Origin of the sequence: Microbacterium sp. CGR2 (genome assembly GCF_003626735.1) — a bacterium.
Taxonomy (GTDB): Bacteria; Actinomycetota; Actinomycetes; order Actinomycetales; family Microbacteriaceae; genus Microbacterium.
In genome coordinates this window covers 1,562,425-1,584,205 of record NZ_RBHX01000001.1, presented here as the reverse complement: position 1 = coordinate 1,584,205, position 21,781 = coordinate 1,562,425, and the positions used below count along the sequence as shown (strand labels likewise).

The 21,781-nt window shown below is 67.2% G+C and carries 19 protein-coding genes and 1 tRNA gene; 4 read left to right on the top strand and 16 right to left on the bottom strand.

The window, feature by feature from the left end:
• Positions 1 to 4: 4 nt before the first annotated feature.
• From D7252_RS07885 to D7252_RS07875, 3 genes are read right to left on the bottom strand one after another with little or no spacing between them, the layout of a single operon-like run.
• Entirely contained in the window at positions 5 to 1,048 is a 1,044-nt protein-coding gene (locus D7252_RS07885) for an ABC transporter permease (RefSeq protein ID WP_120774878.1), read from the bottom strand.
• Complete coding sequence (locus D7252_RS07880; protein ID WP_120774877.1) at positions 1,045 to 2,070, bottom strand: ABC transporter permease; 1,026 nt, start codon at positions 2,068 to 2,070, stop codon at positions 1,045 to 1,047. The genes D7252_RS07885 and D7252_RS07880 overlap by 4 nt, the downstream gene beginning before the upstream one ends.
• Entirely contained in the window at positions 2,067 to 3,629 is a 1,563-nt protein-coding gene (locus D7252_RS07875) for a sugar ABC transporter ATP-binding protein (protein WP_120774876.1), read from the bottom strand. The genes D7252_RS07880 and D7252_RS07875 overlap by 4 nt, the downstream gene beginning before the upstream one ends.
• 147 nt (positions 3,630 to 3,776) lie before the next feature.
• Here D7252_RS07875 and D7252_RS07870 point away from each other — a divergent pair, with 147 nt between their 5' ends.
• Positions 3,777 to 4,784 (top strand): LacI family DNA-binding transcriptional regulator, encoded by a 1,008-nt coding sequence (locus tag D7252_RS07870; protein WP_120774875.1) that lies wholly within the window; start codon positions 3,777 to 3,779, stop codon positions 4,782 to 4,784.
• Here the strand turns inward: D7252_RS07870 and D7252_RS07865 are convergent.
• The 9 genes from D7252_RS07865 to D7252_RS07825 all read right to left on the bottom strand — a co-directional run bounded on the left by D7252_RS07865 (position 4,781) and on the right by D7252_RS07825 (position 13,238).
• On the bottom strand, positions 4,781 to 6,034 hold the full coding sequence (locus D7252_RS07865; protein WP_120774874.1) for an LCP family protein: 1,254 nt from the start codon (positions 6,032 to 6,034) through the stop codon (positions 4,781 to 4,783). The genes D7252_RS07870 and D7252_RS07865 overlap by 4 nt on opposite strands.
• 50 nt (positions 6,035 to 6,084) lie before the next feature.
• Positions 6,085 to 6,169: transfer RNA gene (locus D7252_RS07860), tRNA-Ser, on the bottom strand.
• Between the two features lie 42 nt (positions 6,170 to 6,211).
• A complete protein-coding gene (locus tag D7252_RS07855) occupies positions 6,212 to 7,033 on the bottom strand; it encodes an HAD family hydrolase (RefSeq protein WP_120774873.1) in 822 nt (273 codons plus the stop codon).
• A complete protein-coding gene (serS, locus tag D7252_RS07850; protein WP_120774872.1) occupies positions 7,030 to 8,355 on the bottom strand; it encodes a serine--tRNA ligase in 1,326 nt (441 codons plus the stop codon). Before serS ends, D7252_RS07855 begins: the two co-directional genes overlap by 4 nt.
• A gap of 29 nt (positions 8,356 to 8,384) precedes the next feature.
• Positions 8,385 to 9,578 (bottom strand): PLP-dependent aminotransferase family protein, encoded by a 1,194-nt coding sequence (locus D7252_RS07845; RefSeq protein ID WP_120774871.1) that lies wholly within the window; start codon positions 9,576 to 9,578, stop codon positions 8,385 to 8,387.
• Positions 9,579 to 9,592: 14 nt separating this feature from the next.
• Positions 9,593 to 10,534, bottom strand: coding sequence for an FAD-binding oxidoreductase (locus tag D7252_RS07840; protein WP_183055219.1), 942 nt, complete (start codon positions 10,532 to 10,534; stop codon positions 9,593 to 9,595).
• A gap of 5 nt (positions 10,535 to 10,539) precedes the next feature.
• Positions 10,540 to 11,214 (bottom strand): methionine ABC transporter permease, encoded by a 675-nt coding sequence (locus D7252_RS07835; protein ID WP_120774869.1) that lies wholly within the window; start codon positions 11,212 to 11,214, stop codon positions 10,540 to 10,542.
• A complete protein-coding gene (locus tag D7252_RS07830) occupies positions 11,208 to 12,233 on the bottom strand; it encodes a methionine ABC transporter ATP-binding protein (protein ID WP_120774868.1) in 1,026 nt (341 codons plus the stop codon). Before D7252_RS07830 ends, D7252_RS07835 begins: the two co-directional genes overlap by 7 nt.
• A 45-nt stretch (positions 12,234 to 12,278) precedes the next feature.
• Complete coding sequence (locus D7252_RS07825) at positions 12,279 to 13,238, bottom strand: MetQ/NlpA family ABC transporter substrate-binding protein (RefSeq protein WP_183055218.1); 960 nt, start codon at positions 13,236 to 13,238, stop codon at positions 12,279 to 12,281.
• 220 nt (positions 13,239 to 13,458) lie between these two features.
• On the opposite strand from D7252_RS07825, the gene D7252_RS07820 reads away from it, so the two are divergent.
• Positions 13,459 to 14,460 (top strand): diacylglycerol kinase family protein, encoded by a 1,002-nt coding sequence (locus D7252_RS07820; RefSeq protein WP_120774866.1) that lies wholly within the window; start codon positions 13,459 to 13,461, stop codon positions 14,458 to 14,460.
• A 14-nt stretch (positions 14,461 to 14,474) separates the two neighbouring features.
• Here D7252_RS07820 and D7252_RS07815 read toward each other — a convergent pair whose 3' ends face one another.
• From D7252_RS07815 to D7252_RS19975, 3 genes are all read right to left on the bottom strand, one after another.
• Positions 14,475 to 15,200 (bottom strand): hypothetical protein, encoded by a 726-nt coding sequence (locus tag D7252_RS07815; RefSeq protein ID WP_120774865.1) that lies wholly within the window; start codon positions 15,198 to 15,200, stop codon positions 14,475 to 14,477.
• Positions 15,201 to 15,261: 61 nt separating this feature from the next.
• Positions 15,262 to 16,722: a cardiolipin synthase gene (gene cls / locus D7252_RS07810; RefSeq protein WP_120774864.1), complete on the bottom strand. Its 1,461-nt coding sequence runs from the start codon at positions 16,720 to 16,722 to the stop codon at positions 15,262 to 15,264.
• 83 nt (positions 16,723 to 16,805) lie between these two features.
• Entirely contained in the window at positions 16,806 to 16,979 is a 174-nt protein-coding gene (locus D7252_RS19975) for a hypothetical protein (protein ID WP_183055217.1), read from the bottom strand.
• A gap of 113 nt (positions 16,980 to 17,092) precedes the next feature.
• On the opposite strand from D7252_RS19975, the gene D7252_RS07805 reads away from it, so the two are divergent.
• Positions 17,093 to 18,214 (top strand): DUF4192 family protein, encoded by a 1,122-nt coding sequence (locus tag D7252_RS07805; RefSeq protein WP_120774863.1) that lies wholly within the window; start codon positions 17,093 to 17,095, stop codon positions 18,212 to 18,214.
• A 23-nt stretch (positions 18,215 to 18,237) separates the two neighbouring features.
• On the opposite strand, the gene lysS is transcribed toward D7252_RS07805, so the two are convergent.
• The gene (gene lysS, locus D7252_RS07800; RefSeq protein ID WP_120774862.1) at positions 18,238 to 19,770 is read right to left on the bottom strand and encodes a lysine--tRNA ligase; all 1,533 of its coding nucleotides are present in this window, start codon (positions 19,768 to 19,770) and stop codon (positions 18,238 to 18,240) included.
• A 77-nt stretch (positions 19,771 to 19,847) separates the two neighbouring features.
• Here lysS and D7252_RS07795 point away from each other — a divergent pair, with 77 nt between their 5' ends.
• Positions 19,848 to 21,761 (top strand): DUF2207 family protein, encoded by a 1,914-nt coding sequence (locus D7252_RS07795; protein WP_120774861.1) that lies wholly within the window; start codon positions 19,848 to 19,850, stop codon positions 21,759 to 21,761.
• The last annotated feature ends 20 nt before the right edge of the window (positions 21,762 to 21,781 follow it).

The following is a 21,781-nucleotide window of genomic DNA, read 5'->3' as shown; positions in this document are numbered from 1 at the left end:
TGCCTCATGGTGCGGGAGAGGCTGCGACGCGGAACGGTGGCCCGGCTTTGGAGCGCAGACGCTGCGCCCACGCGAGGACGCTGGCTGCGACGACCGAGAAGATCAGCAGGCCACCGGTGATGATGTTGATGACGTCGGACGTCACTCCGGCCAGACGCAGCCCGCTTCCGAGCACGCCGATCAGAAGGACGGCCGCGACGACGCCGTGGAGGTGTCCGCGACCGCCGAACACGGAGACCCCGCCGAGCACGACCGCCGCGATGACCTGCAGCTCGAGCCCTGTCGCGTTGTCACCGCGGGCGCTCCCGAAGCGGAGCGTGTAGAAGATGCCGGCGAACGCGGCGACGACGCCGGAAAGCACGAACAGGATGAACTTCGTCCGCTCGACATCGACTCCGGAGAAGCGCGCGGCATCCTTCGAGAGGCCGATCGCGTAGATCCCCCGCCCGAACGGGGTGAAGTGCAGCACCACGGCGAAGACAGCGAGCAGGATCAGGAACGGGATCACGATATAGGGAATCGTCGTCCCGGCGATCTTCGCCTTCGCCAGCGCCGTCCACGTCTCGGGGAAGTCCGTCACGGCGGTCGTGCCGAGAAGGCCCACGGCCAGCCCGCGGAACAGCGCCAGGGTTCCGATGGTCACGGCGAGCGAGGGGAGTCCGACGACCGTCACGAGGAAGCCGTTGAAGGCCCCGCCGACGACGCCCACGGTGAGCGCGGCGAGCGCGGCGACTTCGAAGGGCGCGCCGGCTTCTGTGAGGACACCGGTGACGACGCTGGCGAGACCCACCATCGATCCGACCGACAGATCGATCTCCCCGGTGATCATGACGAGCGTCATCGGCAGAGCGATCAGCAGGATCGGCGCGACGTCCAGCAGCAGGTAGTTGACCGTGATGGGCTGCGCGAAGCCGCGGATCGACACGGTGGCCACGATCACCACCAGCACGAGCAGCGCGATGATCGCGAACTCGCGGTTGACGATGATCCGACGCCATAGCGAGCGGTCGTAGTCGCGGATCACCCGCGTCGATGCTGTCGTGGTCATGATTCGTCCCTCGCCTCGATCAGCTGCCGTTTCTGTCTCACTGCGAGAACCCGGTCGAGCACGATGGCCCCGATGATGAGCACCCCCACCACGGCGCGCTGCCAGAAGTCCGGGATGCCGAGGATCGGCAGCGCCCTGTTGATGGTCATCAGCAGCATCGCGCCGATCGCCGCGCCCCATACCGAGCCCACCCCACCGGTGATCGCGATACCGCCGATGACTGCGGCGCCGACGGCATCCAGCTCCCAGCCGGAACCCACCTGAGAGCTCACCGATCCGTACCTCGTCACGTAGAAGACCCCGGCCAGACCCGCGAGAGCTCCGGAGAGGACGAACGCACTGAGGACGCGCCGTGTGACCTGGAGCCCGTAGAGCTCGGCTGCGGCCGGGTCGGAGCCGATCGCGTAGTACTCGCGACCACCGCGTGTGTTGCGCATGTACCAGGCGGCGAGCGCGAGCACGATGAGCGCGACGATCGAGAGCACCGGGATGGTCAGGATCTGCTGCGTTCCCAACCCCAGGAACTCCTTGGGCAGATCTGACGGATGGATCTGATCGCTGCCCGTCCAGAGCACGTTGATACCTCGATAGGCGTACAGGGTGCCCAGCGTGATGACCATCGCGGGCACCTTGGCGAACGCCACCAGAGCGCCGTTGATCAGGCCCAGCAGAGCGCCGAAGACGACGGACGCGATCACCACGATCCAGATCGGGATGCCGGGGATGTCGATGAACAGTCGTCCGGTGAGGAATGCAGTGAGCCCCATGATGGAGCCGACCGAGAGGTCGACGTTGCGCGTGATGATGACGATGGCCTGACCGACGGCGACGAGCACCAGGATCGACGGTGTCAGCAGCAGGTCACGCCAGCCGTCGGGGCTGAACAGGAAGTTCGGGTTCTTCACCGTGGCAGCGATGACGACGAGCAGGAGCGCGGCGAAGATGCCCAGTTCACGTGCTCGGCCGATCCCGCCCGGCTTCTTGGCGATCGCCGGAGCGATCACGACAGGTGCGATGGTCACTGGGAGTCCCTCTGGTCGCTGAGAACGTCGTCCGGGTGGGACTCTGACGCATGGGTGGCGGCGTACATCACGTTTTCGCTGGTCGCCTGCTCACGTGCGATCTCGGCGGTGATCCGGCCTTCGCGCATGACGAGCACACGATCGGCCATGCCGAGGACCTCGGGCAGCTCGGATGAGATCATCAGGATGCCGAGCCCCTCCCCCGCCAGTTGCGAGAGCAGACGGTGCACCTCGGATTTCGTGCCCACGTCGATCCCTCGAGTCGGCTCGTCGATGATCAGCACGCGCGGTGCAGTGGCCAGCCATTTTGCCAGCACCACCTTCTGCTGGTTGCCTCCGGACAGGGTGGACGCCACGGTGTCGAGTGCGTGGGTCTTCACTTCCAGTCGGGAGGCCCATTCCTTGGCCGCACGATTCTCCATCCCCTGCGTGATCAGGCCCCACTTCGCCAGGTTTCGACGGATCGCCAGAGTGATGTTGCCGCCGACGGCGGCGTCGATGACGAGTCCCTGCTTGCGACGGTCTTCCGGCACCAGTGCGAGGCCGCTCCGCATGGCGGCGGTGGGGTTGCGGCGCGGAACGCCTGCACCGAGCATCCGCACTTCACCCTCCCGATAGTCGTCGACGCCGAAGACGGCGCGCGCGACCTCGCTGCGGCCTGCCCCCACCAGGCCGGCGAGCGCCACGATCTCGCCCGCCCGGACCGTGAACGAGATGTCGTGGAACACACCCGGAGTGGTGAGCCCCTGAACCTCGAGCAGTGCCCCGCCGACTTCCGCCTCCTGCTTCGGGAACAGCTCTGTGACGTCGCGACCGACCATCTGGCGGACGAGGTCGTCGACGGTGGTCTCAGCGACCGGCGTGGTCGCGATATAGGTCCCGTCGCGCATCACGGTGACGGTGTCGCACAACGCGAACACCTCGTCGAAGCGGTGCGAGATGAAGAGGATCGCACGACCCTCGTCGCGGAGGCTCCGTGCCACGGCGAACAGTCGCTCGACCTCGACGCCGCTGAGCGCGGCCGTCGGCTCGTCCATGATCAGCACGCTCGCGTCGAGCGAGATCGCCTTCGCGATCTCGATGATCTGCTGGTCCGCGATCGACAGGCCCTCGGTGATCCGATCGGGATCGAGAGTGACGCCCAGGCGACGGAAGATCTGATCGACCTCCGCGCGCATCGCCTTGCGATCGATCCGGCCGAACGCGCCGGTCGGCTGCCGACCCATGAAGATGTTCTCGGTGACGGAGAGGTCGGGGAAGAGCGTCGGCTCCTGGTAGATCACCGCGATGCCTGCGGCCTTCGACTGAGCCGTGCTGGTGAAGTCGACATCCTCGCCGTGCAGCTGGAAGTCGCCCGAATCGCGGCGGTAGAGCCCGGCCATGATCTTCACCAGAGTCGATTTGCCCGCGCCGTTCTCTCCGATGAGTGCGTGGATCGAGCCGGACCGGAGCGCGAGGCTGCCGGAGCGGAGCGCGACGACCGGGCCGAAGGACTTCACAACTCGGCGAAGCTCCAGAGCCGTGGGGGGAGCGCTGCGGGCGGATGCTTCGTCGACCACTGGCTTTCCTCTCCGTTGAGGGGGATGATGTGCGGAATGAATCAATCTGAATCGATTCATCCGCGTTTCAGGCTAGTGTATGTGACGCCGGGCTCAGGTCAACCCCCGATGCCCGAACGTGATCCGCCCGACGACGAGAGGACAACCGTGCCGGTCAGCATCCGCGATGTCGCCGTTCGTGCGGGCGTATCCGTCGGCACCGTGTCGAATGTGCTGAATCGTCCGGAAGAGGTGTCCCGCGAGTCGGTCGCCCGCGTGAGCCAGGCGATCGAAGAGCTCGGCTATGTGCGCAACGATGCCGCCCGTAAACTCCGGGCCGGGATCAGCAGCACCGTGGGTTTCGTCGTCCTCGACGGGCAGAACCCCTTCTACAACGACGTCGTGCGCGGTGCGGAGGATGAGGCCTCCAGCCACGGCATCGCCATCCTGTACGGCAACACGGATGACGACCCCTCCCGCGAGAAGGTCTATCTCGACCTCTTCCGCGAGCAGCAGGTGCGCGGCCTTCTCATCGCCCCCTACGGCGACGTGATGACCCAGCTGCGGCGATTCCGCGAGAGCGGCATCGCCACCGTGCTCGTCGACCGCTTCAGCGCCGACAGCGGGTTCTCGTCCGTCTCCGTCGACAGCGTCGCCGGTGGGCGGCTCGCGGTGGAGCACCTCATCGAGAGGGGACGTCGGCGCATCGCGTTCGTCGGCGGGCCCTTCGAGATGCGGCAGGTCACCGACCGCCTGGCCGGCGCCCGCGCGGCCGCCGAGAACGCCTCGGTTCATGTCGCCCTCGAGGTCGTGCCGACCTCGGCGATGACGGTCGAGGAAGGAGCGGCGGCGGGCGCACGGCTCCTCACCCGCCCTCGACGCGAATGGCCCGACGCCCTCTTCGCCGCCAACGATCTGCTCGCGCTCGGCCTGCTGCAGTCACTCGTCGCAGGCGGACGCGTACTCGTGCCCGACGAGATCGCCCTGATCGGCTTCGACGACATCTCGTTCGCCGCTGCGGCCGCCGTACCCCTCTCGTCGATCCGGCAACCCAGCAGGATGATCGGCCGTACTGCGCTGCGTATCGTGCTCGAGGAAGCATCCGACCCCGACAGCATCCCGCGTCAGACGGTGTTCCCGCCCGAGTTGATCGTGCGGAGATCGACGACGGGCTAGCGGACGTTGCCGTTGGAGCAGGTCTGCTGTGCGGCGGAGTTGCCCTTGATCGAGTCGGGCAGTGCCACGACGTCGTCGGGTGTCGCTGTGGGTGCCGGAGTCGTCGGGGTCGCGGGGTCTGCCTCGCCAGCCGGAGCCTCGGGCTCCTGCACGACGACGCCGTCATTGCTGGTGTTCTCGTGGGTGATCTGCAGTTGCGAGTTCGCCTCGATCGCGTCCCAGAGGGCGGTGGCGGCCTCGTCGTCCGGTACGACCTTGTTCGCGTCGTCGTAATCCTCGACGGTCGGGTATTGCACGAAGACGATGTCCTCGAACGGCACCGACTTCACCGCGAGGGCGATCTGGACGATCTTCATCGGGTCGGCGAGAGACGTGCTGGCTTCGAGGTTGTTGAGGCCCGTGTTCGCGAGCTTCAGCATGACGGGCACGTTTCCGAGAACCTCACCGCTGATCATCTTGCGCACGAGGCTCGACATGTACTGCTGCTGATTGCCGATGCGCCCCAGGTCGCTGCCGTCGCCGACACCGTGACGTGTACGGAGGAACTGGAGCGCTTCCAGGCCCTGCACCGTGTGCGTCCCGGCCGTCATGTCGAGGCCGGTGTGGTAGTCCTTGATCGGGTTCGCGAGGCACACGTCGACGCCGCCGATCGCATTCGTGATCTCGATGACGCCGCCGAAGGTGACGGATGCCGCGAACTGGACGTCCTGGCCGGTGAGCTCCGAGATCGTCTTCGCGACGCAGTTCAGCCCGCCGTCGGTGTACGCCACGTTCAAGGGCTGCTTGTTCATCGCCGGCTGGACGGTGCCCTCCTCGTCGGTGCACTCGGGAATGGGGATCATCAGGTCGCGCGGGAAGCTGACGACCGTGATCCGGCGGGGCTCCTCCGAGACGTGCACCAACAGGTTCACGTCGTTCAAGGTTCCCTCGGCGTCTCCGCCGCTGCAACGGTCGCCGAAGTACTGCTTGTAGTCGTCTTCGCAGGTGTCGACGCCGGTGAGGACGAGGTTGAACCCACCCTCATACTCGCCGATGTCCGGCGGCACGCTCTCCTGACCGTCGAGTTCGACGGCATTGGCCGACACTGTGCTCGAGAGGTCGTAGAAGATGTAGGCGGCGATGCCGATGCCGCTGACGAGAGCCACGGCGAGACCGATGGCGATGAACTTCAGCAGTTGGCTGACCGGACCCGGGGTGGGGAGCTGACCGTGCCTCGCGATAGTGCGACGGCGTCGGGTGTGCTCGCTCACTCGGGGCCTTTCGGATCGGGCGACGGTGCGGGGTCACCGTGCTCAGTATGCGGAGGGTGTGGGATTCGAACCCACGAGACATCTCTGCCCACTGGTTTTCAAGACCAGCTCCATCGGCCGCTCGGACAACCCTCCCGACAGAAGCATCTGCCGACAACGCGTGAGTCTAGCCGAGTTCTATTCTCGCGCGCTGACCTGGGCGGGTGCTGGAAGCGTGTCCAGCGCCTGCGCGAGGCCGCCGTCGACCACGTCAGCGGTGATCTCCCCCGCTGCATCCTTCACCTCGTCCGGAGCCTGCCCCATCGCCACCGCTCGGCCACCGAGGGTCCGTGCCCAGCCGAACATGCCGATGTCGTTCCGGCCGTCGCCGGCCACGAAGACGCGGCTGCCGTCGACGCCGAGCTCGGTGCGCACCTGCTCCAGGGCCGTGCCCTTGTCGACGCCCTGCGGTGCGATATCGAGCCACGCTGTCCACCCGATGGCGTACGAGACCTCGTTGAGACCGGCATCCGCCACCAGACGATGGAAGTCGTCTTCGTCGTGACCGGGAGAGACGACGACGATGCGCGAGACCGGCTCGGCACCCAGCTCCTCGAAATCGACCTGCCGACCGCCGTCGAGCGTCCAGTCATCGAGCTGCGCGGTGTAGAGACGCTGCGCCGAGGCCAACTCGACCATGTACCGTGCATCCGGGAGCCGCTCCTGCAGAAGCTCCAGCACCGGCCGCGGATCGAACGTCTCGATCTTCCAACGCTCCCAGTCGTCGCCGACACGTCGCATCGTCACGGCGCCGTTCGAGCACACGACGTACTCGGCGGTCAGCCCGAGCTCTTCGACGTAGCGGCGGGTGGCCATCCAACTTCGGCCGGTGGCGATGGTCACCTCATGACCCGCCTCGCGCACACGGCTGACGGCCTCCGGCACACCGGGGCTCATGGTCTCGTCCTGCAAGAGGATCGTGCCGTCGACGTCGAGGCCGACGAGCCAGACGTCGGTCATGCCTCACCCTCCTGCGTCTCCTCGACCCAACCGACCGGTCGGATCACGTCCATCCCCCCGAGATAGGGCCGCAGGATCTCCGGCACCCGCACCGAGCCGTCAGCCTGCTGATGCGTCTCGAGCAGCGCCACGATCCAGCGAGTGGTCGCGAGCGTCCCGTTCAGTGTGGCGACATGCTGCGTCTTGGCCGCACCGTTCGGAGCGCCGGACGCGTCACCCTCCGGCCGGTGCCGCACGTCGAGACGCCGAGCCTGGAACGTGGTGCAGTTCGAGGTCGAGGTGAGTTCGCGGAACGCGTCCTGCGTCGGGACCCAGGCCTCGATGTCGTACTTGCGGGCAGCGCTGGACCCGAGGTCGCCGGCCGCCACGTCGATCACGCGGTAGGCGAGCCCGAGTTCGGTCAGCATCTCCTCCTGCAGCGCGACGAGGCGCAGGTGCTCCGCCTCGGCGTCCTCCGCCGTCGTGTAGACGAACATCTCCAACTTGTTGAACTGGTGCACGCGGATGATGCCGCGGGTGTCCTTGCCGTGCGATCCGGCTTCGCGCCGGTAACAGGTCGACCATCCCGCGTAGCGGAGCGCGCCGCCTGTCAGATCGACGATCTCGTCCTTGTGGTACCCGGCCAGCGCCACCTCGCTCGTGCCGACCAGGTACAGGTCGTCGTCCTTGTCGAGGTGGTAGACCTCGTCGGCGTGCTCCCCGAGGAACCCTGTCCCCTGCATGATCTCCGGTCGCACGAGCGTCGGGGTGATCATGGGGACGAAGTCGTGCTGCAGCGCCTTGTCGAGCGCCATGTTCATCAGGGCGATCTCGAGCCGTGCGCCGATACCGCGGAGGAAGTAGAATCGCGAGCCCGACACCTTCGCGCCGCGCTCCATGTCGATCGCCCCGAGGATCTCGCCGAGTTCCAGATGATCGCGCGGCTCGAACCCGAACGACGGCACCTCGCCCACGCGACGCAGTTCGACGAAGTCAGCCTCTCCCCCGGCCGGGACACCGTCGATGACGACGTTCTCGATGCGGGCGAGCGCCTCGGATGCTGCCTCCGCCGCCTCGTTCGCCGCGTGCTGCGCCTGCTTGACGCGGTCCGCGAGGTCTTTGGCCTGCGCGACGAGAGCCGCCTTCTCCTCCTTGGCCGCCTTGGCCACCTGCTTGCCGAAGGCGTTCTGCTCCGCTCGCAGGTCTTCGAACGCCGAGAGCGCTGCGCGGCGCGAGCGATCTGCCTCGAGTGCCACGTCGACGGTGCTCTGGTCGTTCCCGCGAGCGGCCTGTGAACGGCGGACGATCTCCGGCTGGTCGCGGAGGAGTGCGAGGTCGATCATCCACCAAGTCTAGGACGCCGCGCCGTGGGTCATCTGCGCCCGATCAGCTCTCGCCAGGCGTCCGCGAGACGAGCGACACCCGCCACGAGGTCCGCTTCGCTCTGCTCGGAGAAGGACAGCCGGGCGAACCCCCGGAATCCTTCACCGGCGGCGGCGAACCACTCGCCACGCTGGTAGGTGACCCCTCGGTCCTGTGCCATGTCGAACAGCTCGCCGAAGTCCAGCTCGCCACCGATCCGCGCCCAGGCGAAGAACCCGCCCTGCGGGTCGGCCACCTCGACGTCGTCGCCGAACTCTGCCCGCAGAGCCGTCGTCAGCTGGCGCGCCTTCGCGGCGTACGCCTCGCTCGCCGCGGTGATCGAGGGCTCGAGCCGCTCATCCGTCAGCATCCGCTCCACGACCGCCTGCACGACACCACCGGTCTGCCCGTCGATGCGATTGCGCAACCATGACACACGCTCTGAAAGCGCTGCGGGCAGCACGATCCAGCCGAGTCGGAGGCCGGGCCCCAGAGTCTTGGAGAGCGTGTTCACGCCGAGCACGCGATCCGAGTCGCGGAAAGCGGTGCGCTCCGGCACCACGGTTCCGGGGAAGGCGATGGCCCGATACGGGTCATCGGCGATGATGGCGAACCCGTACTTCTCGGCGAGCGCGACCAGCGCAGCCTCCCGCTCCGCGCTGAGGGTGACACCGGAGGGGTTCTGGAACGTCGGGACGGTGAACAGCGCCTTCGGTCGCAGACCCGCGCGGAGATGGCGCTCCAGGACGTCGGTGTCGATCCCGTCGGCTCCGACCGGTATCGGTGCGACCTCCACGCCGATCAGGTCGAGGACGCGCAGGAAGAGCGGGTACACCGGGTCGTCCACCACGATCAGATCACCGGCATCGAGCGTGCTCAGTACCGCGAGCGCAAGGCCGTGCGCGCCGCCGTTGGTGATCAGCACTCGGTCGGGCGACACGCCTTCCCGCTGCGCGATCACCGCCCGCAAGGAAGGAAGGCCGGCGGCGGGCGTGTACTTCAACAGGGACGCGAAACCCTCACCGACGGTCACCGTCTGGAACGCGTCGCGGTAGACGTCCAGGGGGAGCAGATCGGTGGCGGGGTTCCCCCCACCCAGATCGACGGCGCCTGGCGGCAGCCGGATGAGCGTCGCGTCGCCGAACCCCTGGCGCGCGGGAAGACCCGCCAGCAGGGCACTGGGCGTGAGTGCGGCATCAGTCATGGAAGTCCGATCGGTCAGGGACGGAAAGGGGTCAGCCGGGGGTCTTCGTCGCCGCACAGGTCGCGAGCGATCGACTCCGCCAGCAGCGGCGCGAGCGTGATCCCGCTGTGGCTGAGGGCGATATAAGTATCCTCTGCCATCCAGCCGACGACCGGGAGACCGTCGGCTGCACGAGGGCGCGGCGCAGCGTCGATCCGCACGTTCGCATCGGCGGGGATGCGCCAGCCCAGGGTGCGCTCGATCTCGTCGCGCAACCGCGACCACACGGTGCGCCGCGACGCCACAGCACCGTTGCGGAGGAGCTCGGCCTCGAGGCGCAGGCTCTGTGCGGCGACCCGGCCCGCGCCGTCCGGGCGCACCTGCACACCGTCTCTCGAGTAGACGCGAGCAGGCAGCGGATGCTCGTCTACGTCGATGCGTGCGAGAAAGCCGACCGGTCCGGTGGATGTCTGCAGTCGACGGGCGCTGCGCGGGATGCCGGCCACGAGGCCCGCTGTGCCGGCGCCGGCTGCGACGACGATCGCATCCGCCGGGCCGCACAGCCCGCGGACCTCGTCGAGCGATTCGACGGGAATCGCATCCCGCACCGTGCCGCCCGCGAGACGCAGGTCGTGGACCTGGGCCGCGATGAACGCCTCTGCGTCGACGTAGCCGTCATCGGCATGCACGACGCCATCGATCTCCGAACCGATGCGGTGGAACCACGGAACATCATGCACCGCCGACTGTCGAAGGTGCAGTCGGCGACTGTCCTCGTTGAGCTGGCGATACGCATCCGGCGTCTTCCCGTGCGCATTCACCCAGGCGAAACTCGCCCGCGACGTCGCTGTGCTTCCCGCGCGCTCTGCCGACAGCAGCACCACGTCGACGCCGCGTTCCGCGATCCGCGACGCCGTCGCAGACCCGATCACGCCGGCGCCCACGACGACGACACGACGACGATCACGGACTGCCATGGACGTCATCCGTCGATGAAGTGACGGGCGATGCGATTCCCGACGAACTGCACCAGCTGCACGAGCGCGATCAGCACGATGATGATGAGGATCATCACCGCATAGTCGAAGCGCTGGTAGCCGTAGGTGAGCGCGAGGTTCCCGAGCCCTCCTCCGCCGACTGCGCCGGCGACCGCGGTCGCGTCGATCAGCGCGACGAAGATGAAGGTCAGGGACAGCAGCAGCGGCCCGAACGCCTCTCTGACCACGAAGCCGAACAGAATGTGCAGGGGTGAGGCGCCGAACGCCTTGGCCGCTTCGATGACGCCGGGATCGACGGCCACGAGATTCGACTCGGCGACGCGGGCGATGCCCACGGACGCGGCGATGGTCAGGGGCAGAATCGCCGCTGCGGGGCCGATACTCGTGCCGATCAGAGCTCTCGTGAAAGGAGTGAGAGCGATGAGCAGGATGATGAAGGGGATCGGACGCAGCGTGTTCACGACGATGTTGAGGACCGTGTGGACCACCTTGCTGTGCAGGAGCTGTCCCGGACGCGTGGCGTAGAGGAAGATGCCGAGCATCAGTCCGATCACGGAAGCGAGGAAGAAGGCCACCGAGACCATGAACAGCGTCTCCCCGAGGGCCCGCGCCACCTTGGGGACGACGACGTCGAGATCGAGGGCGTCGATGCTCACCATGTCGTCACCTCGGTGCGCGTCGCGAGTTCAGCGAGGAACCGTTCGACGTCATCGTCCTGTCCGTGCAACGCCAGGCTGAGCTGACCGTACGGGAGGTTCTTCACCCTGGCGACACCACCCTGGATGATCGAGAAGTCGACGCCGTGAGCGCGAGCGAGCGAGGACAGCAGCGGTCCCTCGGCGATCACCCCGTCCATGGCCACCGAGATCAGCCGTCCCTCGAACTCGGCGGCGAGCGCCCTCCGATCCTTCTCGCTCAGCATCGTGCGGGTGTAGGAGCCGACGAGGTTGGCGGTGATCGGATGCTGCGGTCTTGCGAGGATCTGGTGGATGTCGCCCGACTCGACCACGTCGCCGTTGCTCAGGATCGACACGCGGTCGGCCAGTTGACTCATCACGTCCATCTCGTGGGTCACCACGACGATGGTGATGCCGAACTCCTCGTTGACCGATCGCAGCAGATCGACGATCTCGGTGGTCGTCTGCGGATCGAGTGCGCTCGTCGCCTCGTCGGCCAGGAGCACCGACGGCCGGGCCGCGATCGCCCGGGCGATACCGACCCGCTGCTTCTGCCCGCCGGACAGCTGCCGCGGACGCGCGAAAGCTTTTCCGCCGAGCCCCACGAAGTCGAGCAGCTCGCCGACTCGACGAGAGATGTCGGCGTCCTTCCAGCCGGCGAGCTTCAGCGGCGTGGCGATGTTGCCGAACACGGTGCGGGAGTTCCAGAGGTTGAACTGCTGGAACACCATGCCGATGCTGTGTCGCAGCGCACGCAGTTCGGCAGGCGGCAGTGCGTGCACGTCGACGCCGTCGACCAGCACCTGTCCTTCGGTCGGCTTCTCGAGTCCGTTGATCATTCGCAGCAGCGTCGACTTCCCTGCGCCGGAACGACCGATCAGCCCGTAGATCTCGCCGGCCTGCACCGAGATGTCGATGTCCCGGAGCACCCGCACGGGGTCGCCTTTCCCCTGCGCGGGATAGTCCTTCGACACCCCGGTCAGCTGGATGCGCTCTGTCATTCGAACCTCGGTCTGAAAGGGCGGTCGATCTCCGCACCGCCGCGACTACTGCGCGACGAGCTCCGCGAGAGCGGCACGCAGATCATCAACGGGCAGCTCGACGATCGTGGCCTCGCCACGTTTCTCCTCTTTCAGTGCCTCGACCACGCGCTCGTCGCGGTACGTATTCTCCAGAAGCGCCCAGGCGGGGTCGTCCGCACGGTCCGCGGTCGTCGCGACCACGATGACGTAGGGGCTCGACGTCGTGGCGGACGAGTCTTCGAGCACCAGAGCGTCGTCGCTCGTGATCTCGAGCGCAGGGTCGAAGTCATCCGTTGCGATGACGACGGCCGAGATGGTCGGATCCGCGTAGCTCGTCTGCACCGACTCATGGGCGATGCGCACGAGCTCGATGCCGCGTGGGTTCGCCGTGATGTCTTCCTCGGTGGGGAACACGCCGGCGTTCTCATCGACCTCGAGCAGGCCGGCGGTCTGCAGGATGAAGAGCGCGCGGGAGAAGTTCGCCGGATCGTCCGGCACGGCGATCTTCGCGCCCTCGGGGATGCTTTCAGCCGACGTGAAGTCCTGCGAGAACAGTCCCCACGCGGAGATCACGGTGGAGAACACCGGCGTGATGTCGGACCCGTTCTCTTTGTTGAACTGGCTGAGCCAGGCGACATGCTGAAAGGAGTTGCCGTCGACCTCTCCCTCTACGAGAGCGGTGTTGGGGAGGTAGGGGTCATCGAAGTTGACGAACGTCAGGTCGAGGCCGTTCTCCCGCCCGACCTCGATGATCGCATCCTGGAAGTCGCTCTGCGCGGTGTCGGCGATCGTCAGCGGGATCAGATCGTCTCCGCCCGCGCCCGCAGCTTCAGCGTTGCTGTTCTGCACGATGAGGGGGATCGCGATCGCCGCAGCGACGACGATCGCCGCGATGCCACCGCCGATCAGCCACAGCCGCTTCCGCGACTTCTGCTTCGCGAGGTGCGCGTCGATCTCATTCTGGGTGTGGCTCTGCTCTGACATTCGGGCTCCTGCAAGACGAGGCGATGGGCCGTCGGGACTGCGCGGGTACGTCCCGCGTACAGCCGAGGAATCAGCTGCGCCGACGAAGAGCGGGACGACTTCCGACGTTAGCGGCGCGGTGCGCGACCTCACCATCGCACGGTAACGCGCCGACATACGCGGGGCGTCGGCGCCCATCGTCGCCGGTCTCGCACACGGGTGCCGGCGCTAGAGTAGCGCCATGACCACGAGCGCCTCCGGCCGACGTCAGGCGGCGCTCGTCTACAACCCCATCAAGGTGGATGAGACCCGCCTCCGCGCAGTGGTGGAGGAGATGTCGGCCGAGTCCGGGTGGGCGCCGCCGGCCTTCTACGCCACCACCATCGAGGATGCCGGGCAGGATGCGACCGCTCGAGCGCTCGTCAGCGGGGTTTCCGTCGTGCTCGTGGCCGGGGGTGACGGCACGGTGCGCGCGGTGTCCGAGGCGATGGCCAACACCGGGGTTCCGTTGGCCATACTCCCCAGCGGGACCGGGAACCTGCTCGCGCGCAATCTCGGCCTCCCCCTCGGCGACCCTGCCGAGATGATCCGCGCAGCGCTCGGCGACTTCCGGTATCCGATCGACATCGGCTGGGCGCGCATGATCCGTGAAGACGGGGAAGAGTCCGAGCACGCCTTCGTGGTCCTCGCCGGCATCGGACTGGACGCCGATATGATCGCCAACACCCGCTCGGATCTCAAGCGCTCCGTCGGGTGGATCGCCTACGTCGACGGGGCAGCGAGGTCGCTCCCCGGCGCCAAGCCGTTCCGCTCGGTGTACCAGATCGACGAGGGACGCCTGCATTCGACGAAGGTGCACAGCATCCTGTTCGCCAACTGCGGGACCCTTCCCGCCGGCATCGCTCTGATCCCCGACGCATCCGTCACGGACGCCGCTCTCGACGTCGCCGTCATCCAGCCGTCGGGCATGTTCGGATGGTTCGGCGTCTGGCGGAGGATCTGGTGGGACAACTCGGTGCTGCGTCGCTTCCCGGCCGGGCGCCGCGTCTTGGAACGTCGCGGCAGAAGGGATGCCTCGGTGCACTATTTCCGCGGATTGGCCGCCGAGGCAGCCGCCTCAAGACCGATCCCTGTCGAACTCGACGGTGATGAGTTCGGCGAAGCGGTGCGAATCACCTGCCGTGCCGACCCGGGCGCACTTCTGCTCGCCCTGCCGTCGGGCCACCCCGTGTCCACGCTCTGAGAACGGGGACGGAGTCAGCGAACTTCGACCGTGCCGTCGAGGCCGCCGCCGACGAGCGTGAGGGTGAAGGTGCCGTCGTCGTCGACGGCGTCATCTCCGAAATCGATGACGGTGGCGCGGGGGGCGAAGTCCATGGTGCAGATCTTCTCGTCGTCGGTGACGAACGTCGCCGTCCCCTCGTTGCCTGCGCCCTCCAGCGCCTCGACGATCGGCGGGCAGGACGAGGAGCCCCACGTCAGCAGCACCAGGCCGCCGTCGTCGTACCAGCCTGCCGACGGGTGGCCCGTTTCCATGCCGGGTGCGTCGGCCGACGCGCTGTGTACGTCGAGGTCGACATCGTCACTGACATCTCCGTAGCTCACGTTCAGCGTGACCTCGGAGGCGGGGTCAACCCCTTCCGGCAACGCCCCGACACTCGCCCGCGGTGCCCGATCCTTGGTGCAGACGGGCGCGGTGTCGCCGTCTCCTTGCGGATCGACGAGAGTCAGCGTGACCGTCTGCCCTTCCGCTGAGATCGCATCGATCTGCGGGACGCAGGTCGACGAGCCCCATGTGACGACGGCGAACATCCGCCCCCCGTCGAGCAGCGTGCCCTCGATGTCGTCGGTGTCGCCACTGTCGACATCCGGCACCGGACCATCGGTCGGCGCATCCGAGCCCGGCATCGACGTGCACCCGGCGATCAGCACGGACGCGACGAGTGCGGCGAGAGCAGCGGCGATTCGTGTCCGTGTGTCCATGGTGACAGGGTACTCGGCTCGCTCGCGTCGATCACTGCGAATCAGCGCGCAGTCCGGCGGCTCACTGGAGCGCCGAGGTGAGCCGCGCGAGGTTGTCGAGGATGGTGGACCGCAGGGGCTGCTGCATCCATTCCTCCAGGGTCAGTTCGCGGCTGAGCGAACGATATTTGTCTTCGACCTCGCGCATCTCCGACACGAACTCTTCACCGCGCACGAGCATCGACGCCTCGAGGTTGAGACCGAACGAGCGCATGTCCATGTTGCTGGAGCCGATGACAGCGACCTCGTCATCGATCGTCAGAGTCTTGGTGTGCAGGATGTACGGCCTGCGGTACATCCAGATGCGCACGCCGGCCTTGAGCAGCACTTCGTAGTAGCTGCGCTGTGCGTGGTAGACCATCGCCTGATCGCCCTCTTCCGAGACGAACAGCTCCACGTGTACGCCGCGGTCGACCGCGGCGGTGACGGCCAGCAGCAGCGCTTCGTCGGGGACGAAGTAGGGGCTGACGATCATGATCTTCTTCTTGGCCGCATACAGCAGCCCGAGGAAGAGCCTCAGATTGTTCTCGACCCGGAAGCCCGGACCGGACGGAACGACCTGGCAGTCCAGATCTCCTGAGCCGATCTCGGCACGATCGATGTCGATCTCCTCGAGAACCGTGTCGGTCTCGCTGTACCAGTCGCTGAGGAAGATCGCGTTCACACTCAGCACGACGGGTCCGTCGATGCGCACCATCAGGTCGACCCAATGCAGTCCGCGCTTGATGTTCTTGGGCAGGTTGTACGTCGAATCCGTGACGTTCTGCGACCCGAGGAACGCCACCTTGCCGTCGACGACGAGCAGCTTGCGGTGGTTGCGGAGGTCGGGTCGCTGCATTCTGCCTTTGAGCGGCTGCACCGGCAGCATCAGATGCCAGTTCGCACCCATCGCGTCGAGTCTCTTGATCGTCTGCTTGTAGCGGGGCTTGCCGCGGTTCGCCCAATGGTCCAGGAGGACGCGCACTTCGACGCCGCGCTCGGAGACCTCTTCGAGCGCGCGGAAGAAGTTGTCGGTCGCGTCGTCGGACTGCAGGATGTAGAACTCCACGTGCACGTAGTCCTGGGCCTCGCGGATGGCCGCAGCCATCGCATCGAGTGACTCCTGGTAGTCGGAGATGAGGTGCGCCCCGTTGTCGCCCGACAGCGGCAAGGCACCCAGCTTCTGGTTCATCTCCACGATGGGGCCGAACCATTCGGGCGCGTCCGGACGCAGAGTGCCGAAGTGAAGATTCTCACTGGTCTCGGCGATGTAGGAGTTGATCTGATCCTGTTTGCGTCGTCGAGCGCGCGGAAGGCGAGGATTGCCGATCAGCAGGAAGAGGAAGACACCCACGATCGGCATGAAGAAGACCGCGAGCAACCACGCCATCGCGGAGGTCGGGCGGCGGTTGCGCGGGATGATGATGATCGCCGCCGTGCGGATGGCGATGTCGACCGCGATGATGAACGCTGCGATCCACCAACCCCACGTGGCCGCAGTCATCTGTCCCTTCCCACCGCGGTGCCCGTCACCGGCGGCTCGCGCCTGCCCGGCACGTTGGCTTCACAGTAGCGGACGAGTGGGACTCAGCTGCGCGGCGGAAGACCGCGCGCGGCGCGCTCTTCAGCCTCGATGCGCGCGTGAACTCGACGTTCGGTGCGGTCAGAACGAAGGATGCCGCGCAGGACGAAGAAGAACACCACGCTGACGCCAACGGTCGGCAGAAGCGACCATGCCGCAGCGAGCCAGAAGTTCTCCATACCTCCATCGTACGCGAGCGACTCCTCGTCCACACGAGACGACCTGAGCGATAACCGTCCACAGCACGTGGTTTCGGCCCCGAGAGGCGCTGCCATTCGGCCACACTCCTGGGATGACGACACTGCTTCGAGCTTCCGACTCCGCTGAGTTCCTCAGCATCGTTCCCTCCCTCGCGGGCTTCACGCCCCGACAGAGCATCGTGCTGCTCCCGTTCCGCCGCACCCGCACCTACGGCGCCATGCGCCTCGATCTCCCGCCGAACGACGCTCCCCTCGACGAATTCGCCGATGCCGCCGTCGGACTGGTCGCTCGCGTCGAGGGGACGGATGCTGTGGCCGTGGTCGTCTACACCGACGACGAGGCGCACGCGACGCGTGACGGGCTGGTGCTGCCGTTGGCGGTGGCCGTCGACGAACTGCTCGGTTGCGCTGAAGAAGCCGGGCTGCGTGTCGTCGATGCTCTCTGCGTGACCCCTACCGGCTGGGCGAGCTACCTCGCCGACGACCCCCGTCTCGGAGAACTCGGCGAGATCGTCGCCGCCCCCGAGGCGCGCTCCGTCGGCGACGTCTCGGGCGATCAGCTCGCAGGGTCCGACCTCCCACCCGCCGATCTCGCCACGAAGGAACGGGTCGGAAAAGCCTTGCGGGAACTCACCGCGCAGCTTCATCCGGACCAGTGCCACGCACGATCGACCGGCCGTGAGAACACGACGGCGATGGCCGCCCTCGTGATGCTCGAAGACATCCCGGCATTCTTCGAGTCGGTGCTGCAAGAACCCGACGAACTATCTCCGTTCGCCGCCGCCGCGCTCCTGTGGTGCATGGACCGGCCGCTGTTCCGTGATGTCGCGATCGCACAATGGGCCACGGGGCTCTCCGGCGGGATGCGCACCCTCGAAGCTCAACTCGCGTTCTCGGAGAGGGGCGTGATGGTCCCCGATGACCTCGGCGAGGTCTTCCTCGGACGTGGTCCAGCTCCCGACCCGGATCGGCTGCGGACCGCTCTCTCCGTCGTCCGGACGGCGGCGGCGCTCGCGCCGCGCGCGTCTCGCCCGGCGCCGCTCACCGCGGCCGCGTGGCTTTCGTGGGCACTCGGACGCTCATCGCACGCCGGTCACTACCTCGACATGGCACGGGCGATCGACCCCGACTACGGACTCGCCGCCCTCCTCGACACCATGATCGGCAGTGCGATGCTGCCGGAGTGGGCGTTCCGGCGCGTCGCGGCGGAATGACCCTCGAAACGAGCCCCGGAACCCTACTTGACGAGCGGGAAGAGGATCGTCTCGCGGATGCCGAGGCCCGTGATCGCCATGAGCAGCCGGTCGATGCCCATTCCCATCCCTCCGGACGGGGGCATGCCGTGCTCGAGTGCCCGCAGGAACTCCTCGTCGATGGGCATCGCCTCGACATCGCCGCGGGCGGCCAGCTTGGCCTGCTCGACGAAGCGCTCGCGCTGGATGACCGGGTCGACGAGCTCGGAGTATCCGGTCGCCAGCTCGAAGCCACGGATGTAGAGGTCCCACTTCTCGACGACGCCTGCGATCGCTCGGTGCTCGCGCACCAGCGGCGAGGTGTCGACCGGGAAGTCCATCACGAACGTCGGACGCACGAGGTCGCCCTTGACGAAGTGCTCCCAGAGCTCTTCGACGAGCTTGCCGTGCGTCGCCTGCGGGGGCACGTCGGCACCGTTCGCCTCGGCGAACGCGATCAGATCCTCGACGGAATCCTGAGGGGTGATCGTGCGACCGGATGCCGCGGACAACGACTCGTACATCGAGATGCGATCCCATTCGCCGCCCAGGTCGTACTCGGTGCCGTCAGCCCACGTCACCGTCGTCGTCCCGGTCACCGCGACAGCCGCCTGCTGTACGAGCTCCTGAGTGAGCGCGGCCATCTGGTGGTAGTCGCCGTACGCCTGGTATGCCTCGAGCATGGCGAACTCGGGGCTGTGGGTGGAGTCGGCACCCTCGTTCCGGAAGTTGCGGTTGATCTCGTACACACGCTCGATGCCGCCGACGACGGCGCGCTTCAAGTACAGTTCCGGAGCGATGCGGAGGAAGAGTTCCGTGTCGAAGGCGTTCGAATGCGTGACGAACGGACGGGCGGATGCTCCGCCGTGCTGCACCTGCAGCATCGGAGTCTCGACCTCGAGATAGTCGTGGCTGGTGAACGTGGCGCGGAGGCTCGCGTTCACGGCAGCGCGGGCGCGAACGGTGAAGCGGGCCTGATCGCGAACGATGAGGTCGAGGTAGCGGCTGCGTACCCGACCCTCTTCGCTGAGCTCCGAATAGGCGTTGGGGAGCGGAAGGATCGCCTTCGACGCGATCGCCCAGTCATCGGCCATGACCGACAGCTCGCCGCGGCGGCTGGAGATCACCTCGCCGTGCACGAAGACGTGGTCACCCAGGTCGACGTACTCCTTCCAGCCCGCCAGCGACTCCTCGCCGACGTTCGCGAGCGAGATCATCGCCTGAATCCGCGTGCCATCCCCCGCCTGCAGCGTGGCGAAGCAGAGCTTGCCCGTGTTGCGACTGAAGACCACGCGTCCGGCGATGCCGACGACGACGCCGGTCTCGGCTCCAGCCTCGAGCTCGCCGTACTCGGCACGGAGCGCCGGGATCGTGTGCGTGACCGGGACACCGACGGGGAACGCTCCACCCGCGGCATCCGCCCGCTTCTCGATCAGACGCGCACGCTTGGCGAGACGAACGGCCTTCTGCTCGTGGATGTCGTCCTCGGTCGACGGATCGGTCGAGGAAGGTTCGGGCGCGGCGGACGCGTCAGTCATGTGCGGGGCTCCTTGAAGTTCCCCCCAGTTTACCGAGGCCGACCGTCCGGTCCGTGCGCTCTGGGTAGCCTCGAAGCATGACCGCCTCACGGATCATCCGCGCGCTGGCCGCATTCGCCCTAGTTCTCGCCGGCCTCGGCTCACCGGCTGCTGCCACGGCGTCGGACTCGACCGCCACCGTTCAGACGGCCCGGGTCGGCAGCGCGGCCGTGCCGACCGATGTCGACGACTTCTCGTACGCCTCGTGGGAGGCCGAGTACGAGGTGGGGCTCGATGAAGACGGCCGGTCGGAGATGCACGTCACCGAGACACTCGTCGCACGCTTCCCCGACGCCGATCAGAACCGCGGCATCGTCCGCGGGCTGCCCACCTCGTACGAGGGCGCGGGGCTCGACACGCGAGTGCTGTCCGTGACCGACGGGAGCGGCTCGGAGGTGCCGTACGAGACCGACGAGGAAGACGGCCTGCTGCTGGTCCTCACCGGTGACGACGACTACGTGCGAGGGCTGTCCACCTATGTGATCGAGTACGAGATGCGCGATGTCATCCTGTCGACCGACCTCTCGACCGGGTCCGGCTCGCCGGACTCCGAAAGCCCATCCGGCAAGGGTGTCGACGAGTTCTACTGGGATCTCCTCCCGCTCGACAGCACCCAGCCCATCGAGCGTTTCCGTGCCGACGTCGTGTTCGACGACGCGATGGCCTCGCGACTCACCGGCGCTGCGAGCTGCTATTCAGGACAGTCCGGCTCCACCGCTTCGTGCGATCTCCAGGGCCCGGTGCAAGACGGCGACGCAGCGGTGTTCCGCGTGGAGTCCGCACAGCGCGAGGCAGGCGACGGCGTGACCGTGGCCATCGGCTTCGAAGCGGGAACCGCCGCACAGCCACCTGCCCGGATGCCGAACCCTGTGACCGACGTCATCCCGCTGGCCGCGGCGGCCGCCGCCGCCGGACTGTCGATCGGAAGCTGGGTGGCGGTTTCCGCGTTCCGCCGCCGCCGCCGGGTCGCCACCGGAATCATCGTCGCGCAGTACGACGTCCCGGTGTCCCTCCCGCCACTGCTCGCCGCCCCGCTGCTCCCCGGAGTGAAAAGCGTGGTGCCGGCCGAGATCGTGCACCTCGCCGTCCGCAGGGATATCCGCATCGAAGAAGGCGACGCACCGGAGCGCCCGCGGTTGCGACGCCTCACCGTCGACGCATCCACCGAGACGCTCGATACCGACCCCCTCGACGCAGAGGCACTCGACGCGCTGTTCGTCGACGCGGATGACGACAGCGTGACAGACCTTCCCACCGCGAGTGAGGACTTCGCGATGCGCATGGTGGCGCTGGAACAGAGCGGAAAGACCGCAGCGGCGTCTCGAGGCTTCACGACCACGGCGCGCAGTCGGGGCGCCGCGATCCTGCAGTGGACCGCCGTCACCGTCGGGACCATCGGGTTCGCACTTGCGCTCTGGGGCGTGATCAGCGGTCGGCTCTCCGCCATCCCTGCTCTCGTCGTGATGTCGTTCACTCTCTTCATCGTGCTCGTCTCCTGCTTCTACGCGTTCGCGAGGCACACGGTCCTCACCGCGGAAGGAGCGCAAGCCTTCGAGTACCTGAAGGGTGTCGAGGATTTCATCCGCGTGGCCGAGGCCGACCGACTGCAGATGCTGCAGTCATACAGCGGAGCCGAGCGCCGGCAGGACGGTGCCGTCGATGTGATCCACCTCTACGAGCGCCTTCTCCCGTACGCGATGCTCTTCGGCATGGAAGACGAGTGGGGTGAGGTGCTCGAGGGTGCTTACGCGCGTGCGCAGCGCGGCCCCGACTGGATCGGCGACCCGACCTCGCCCTACCTGCGCCTCTACCTGACCAGCTTCGCGGCATCTTCGCACGCGGCCGCCACGTACACCTCACCGACGGCCGACAGCTCGTCGAGCTCGGGCGGATCGTTCGGCGGTGGCTTCTCCGGCGGAGGCGGAGGCGGAGGCTTCTCGGGCGGGCGCTGACGAGCGGCGTCTCCACGAGC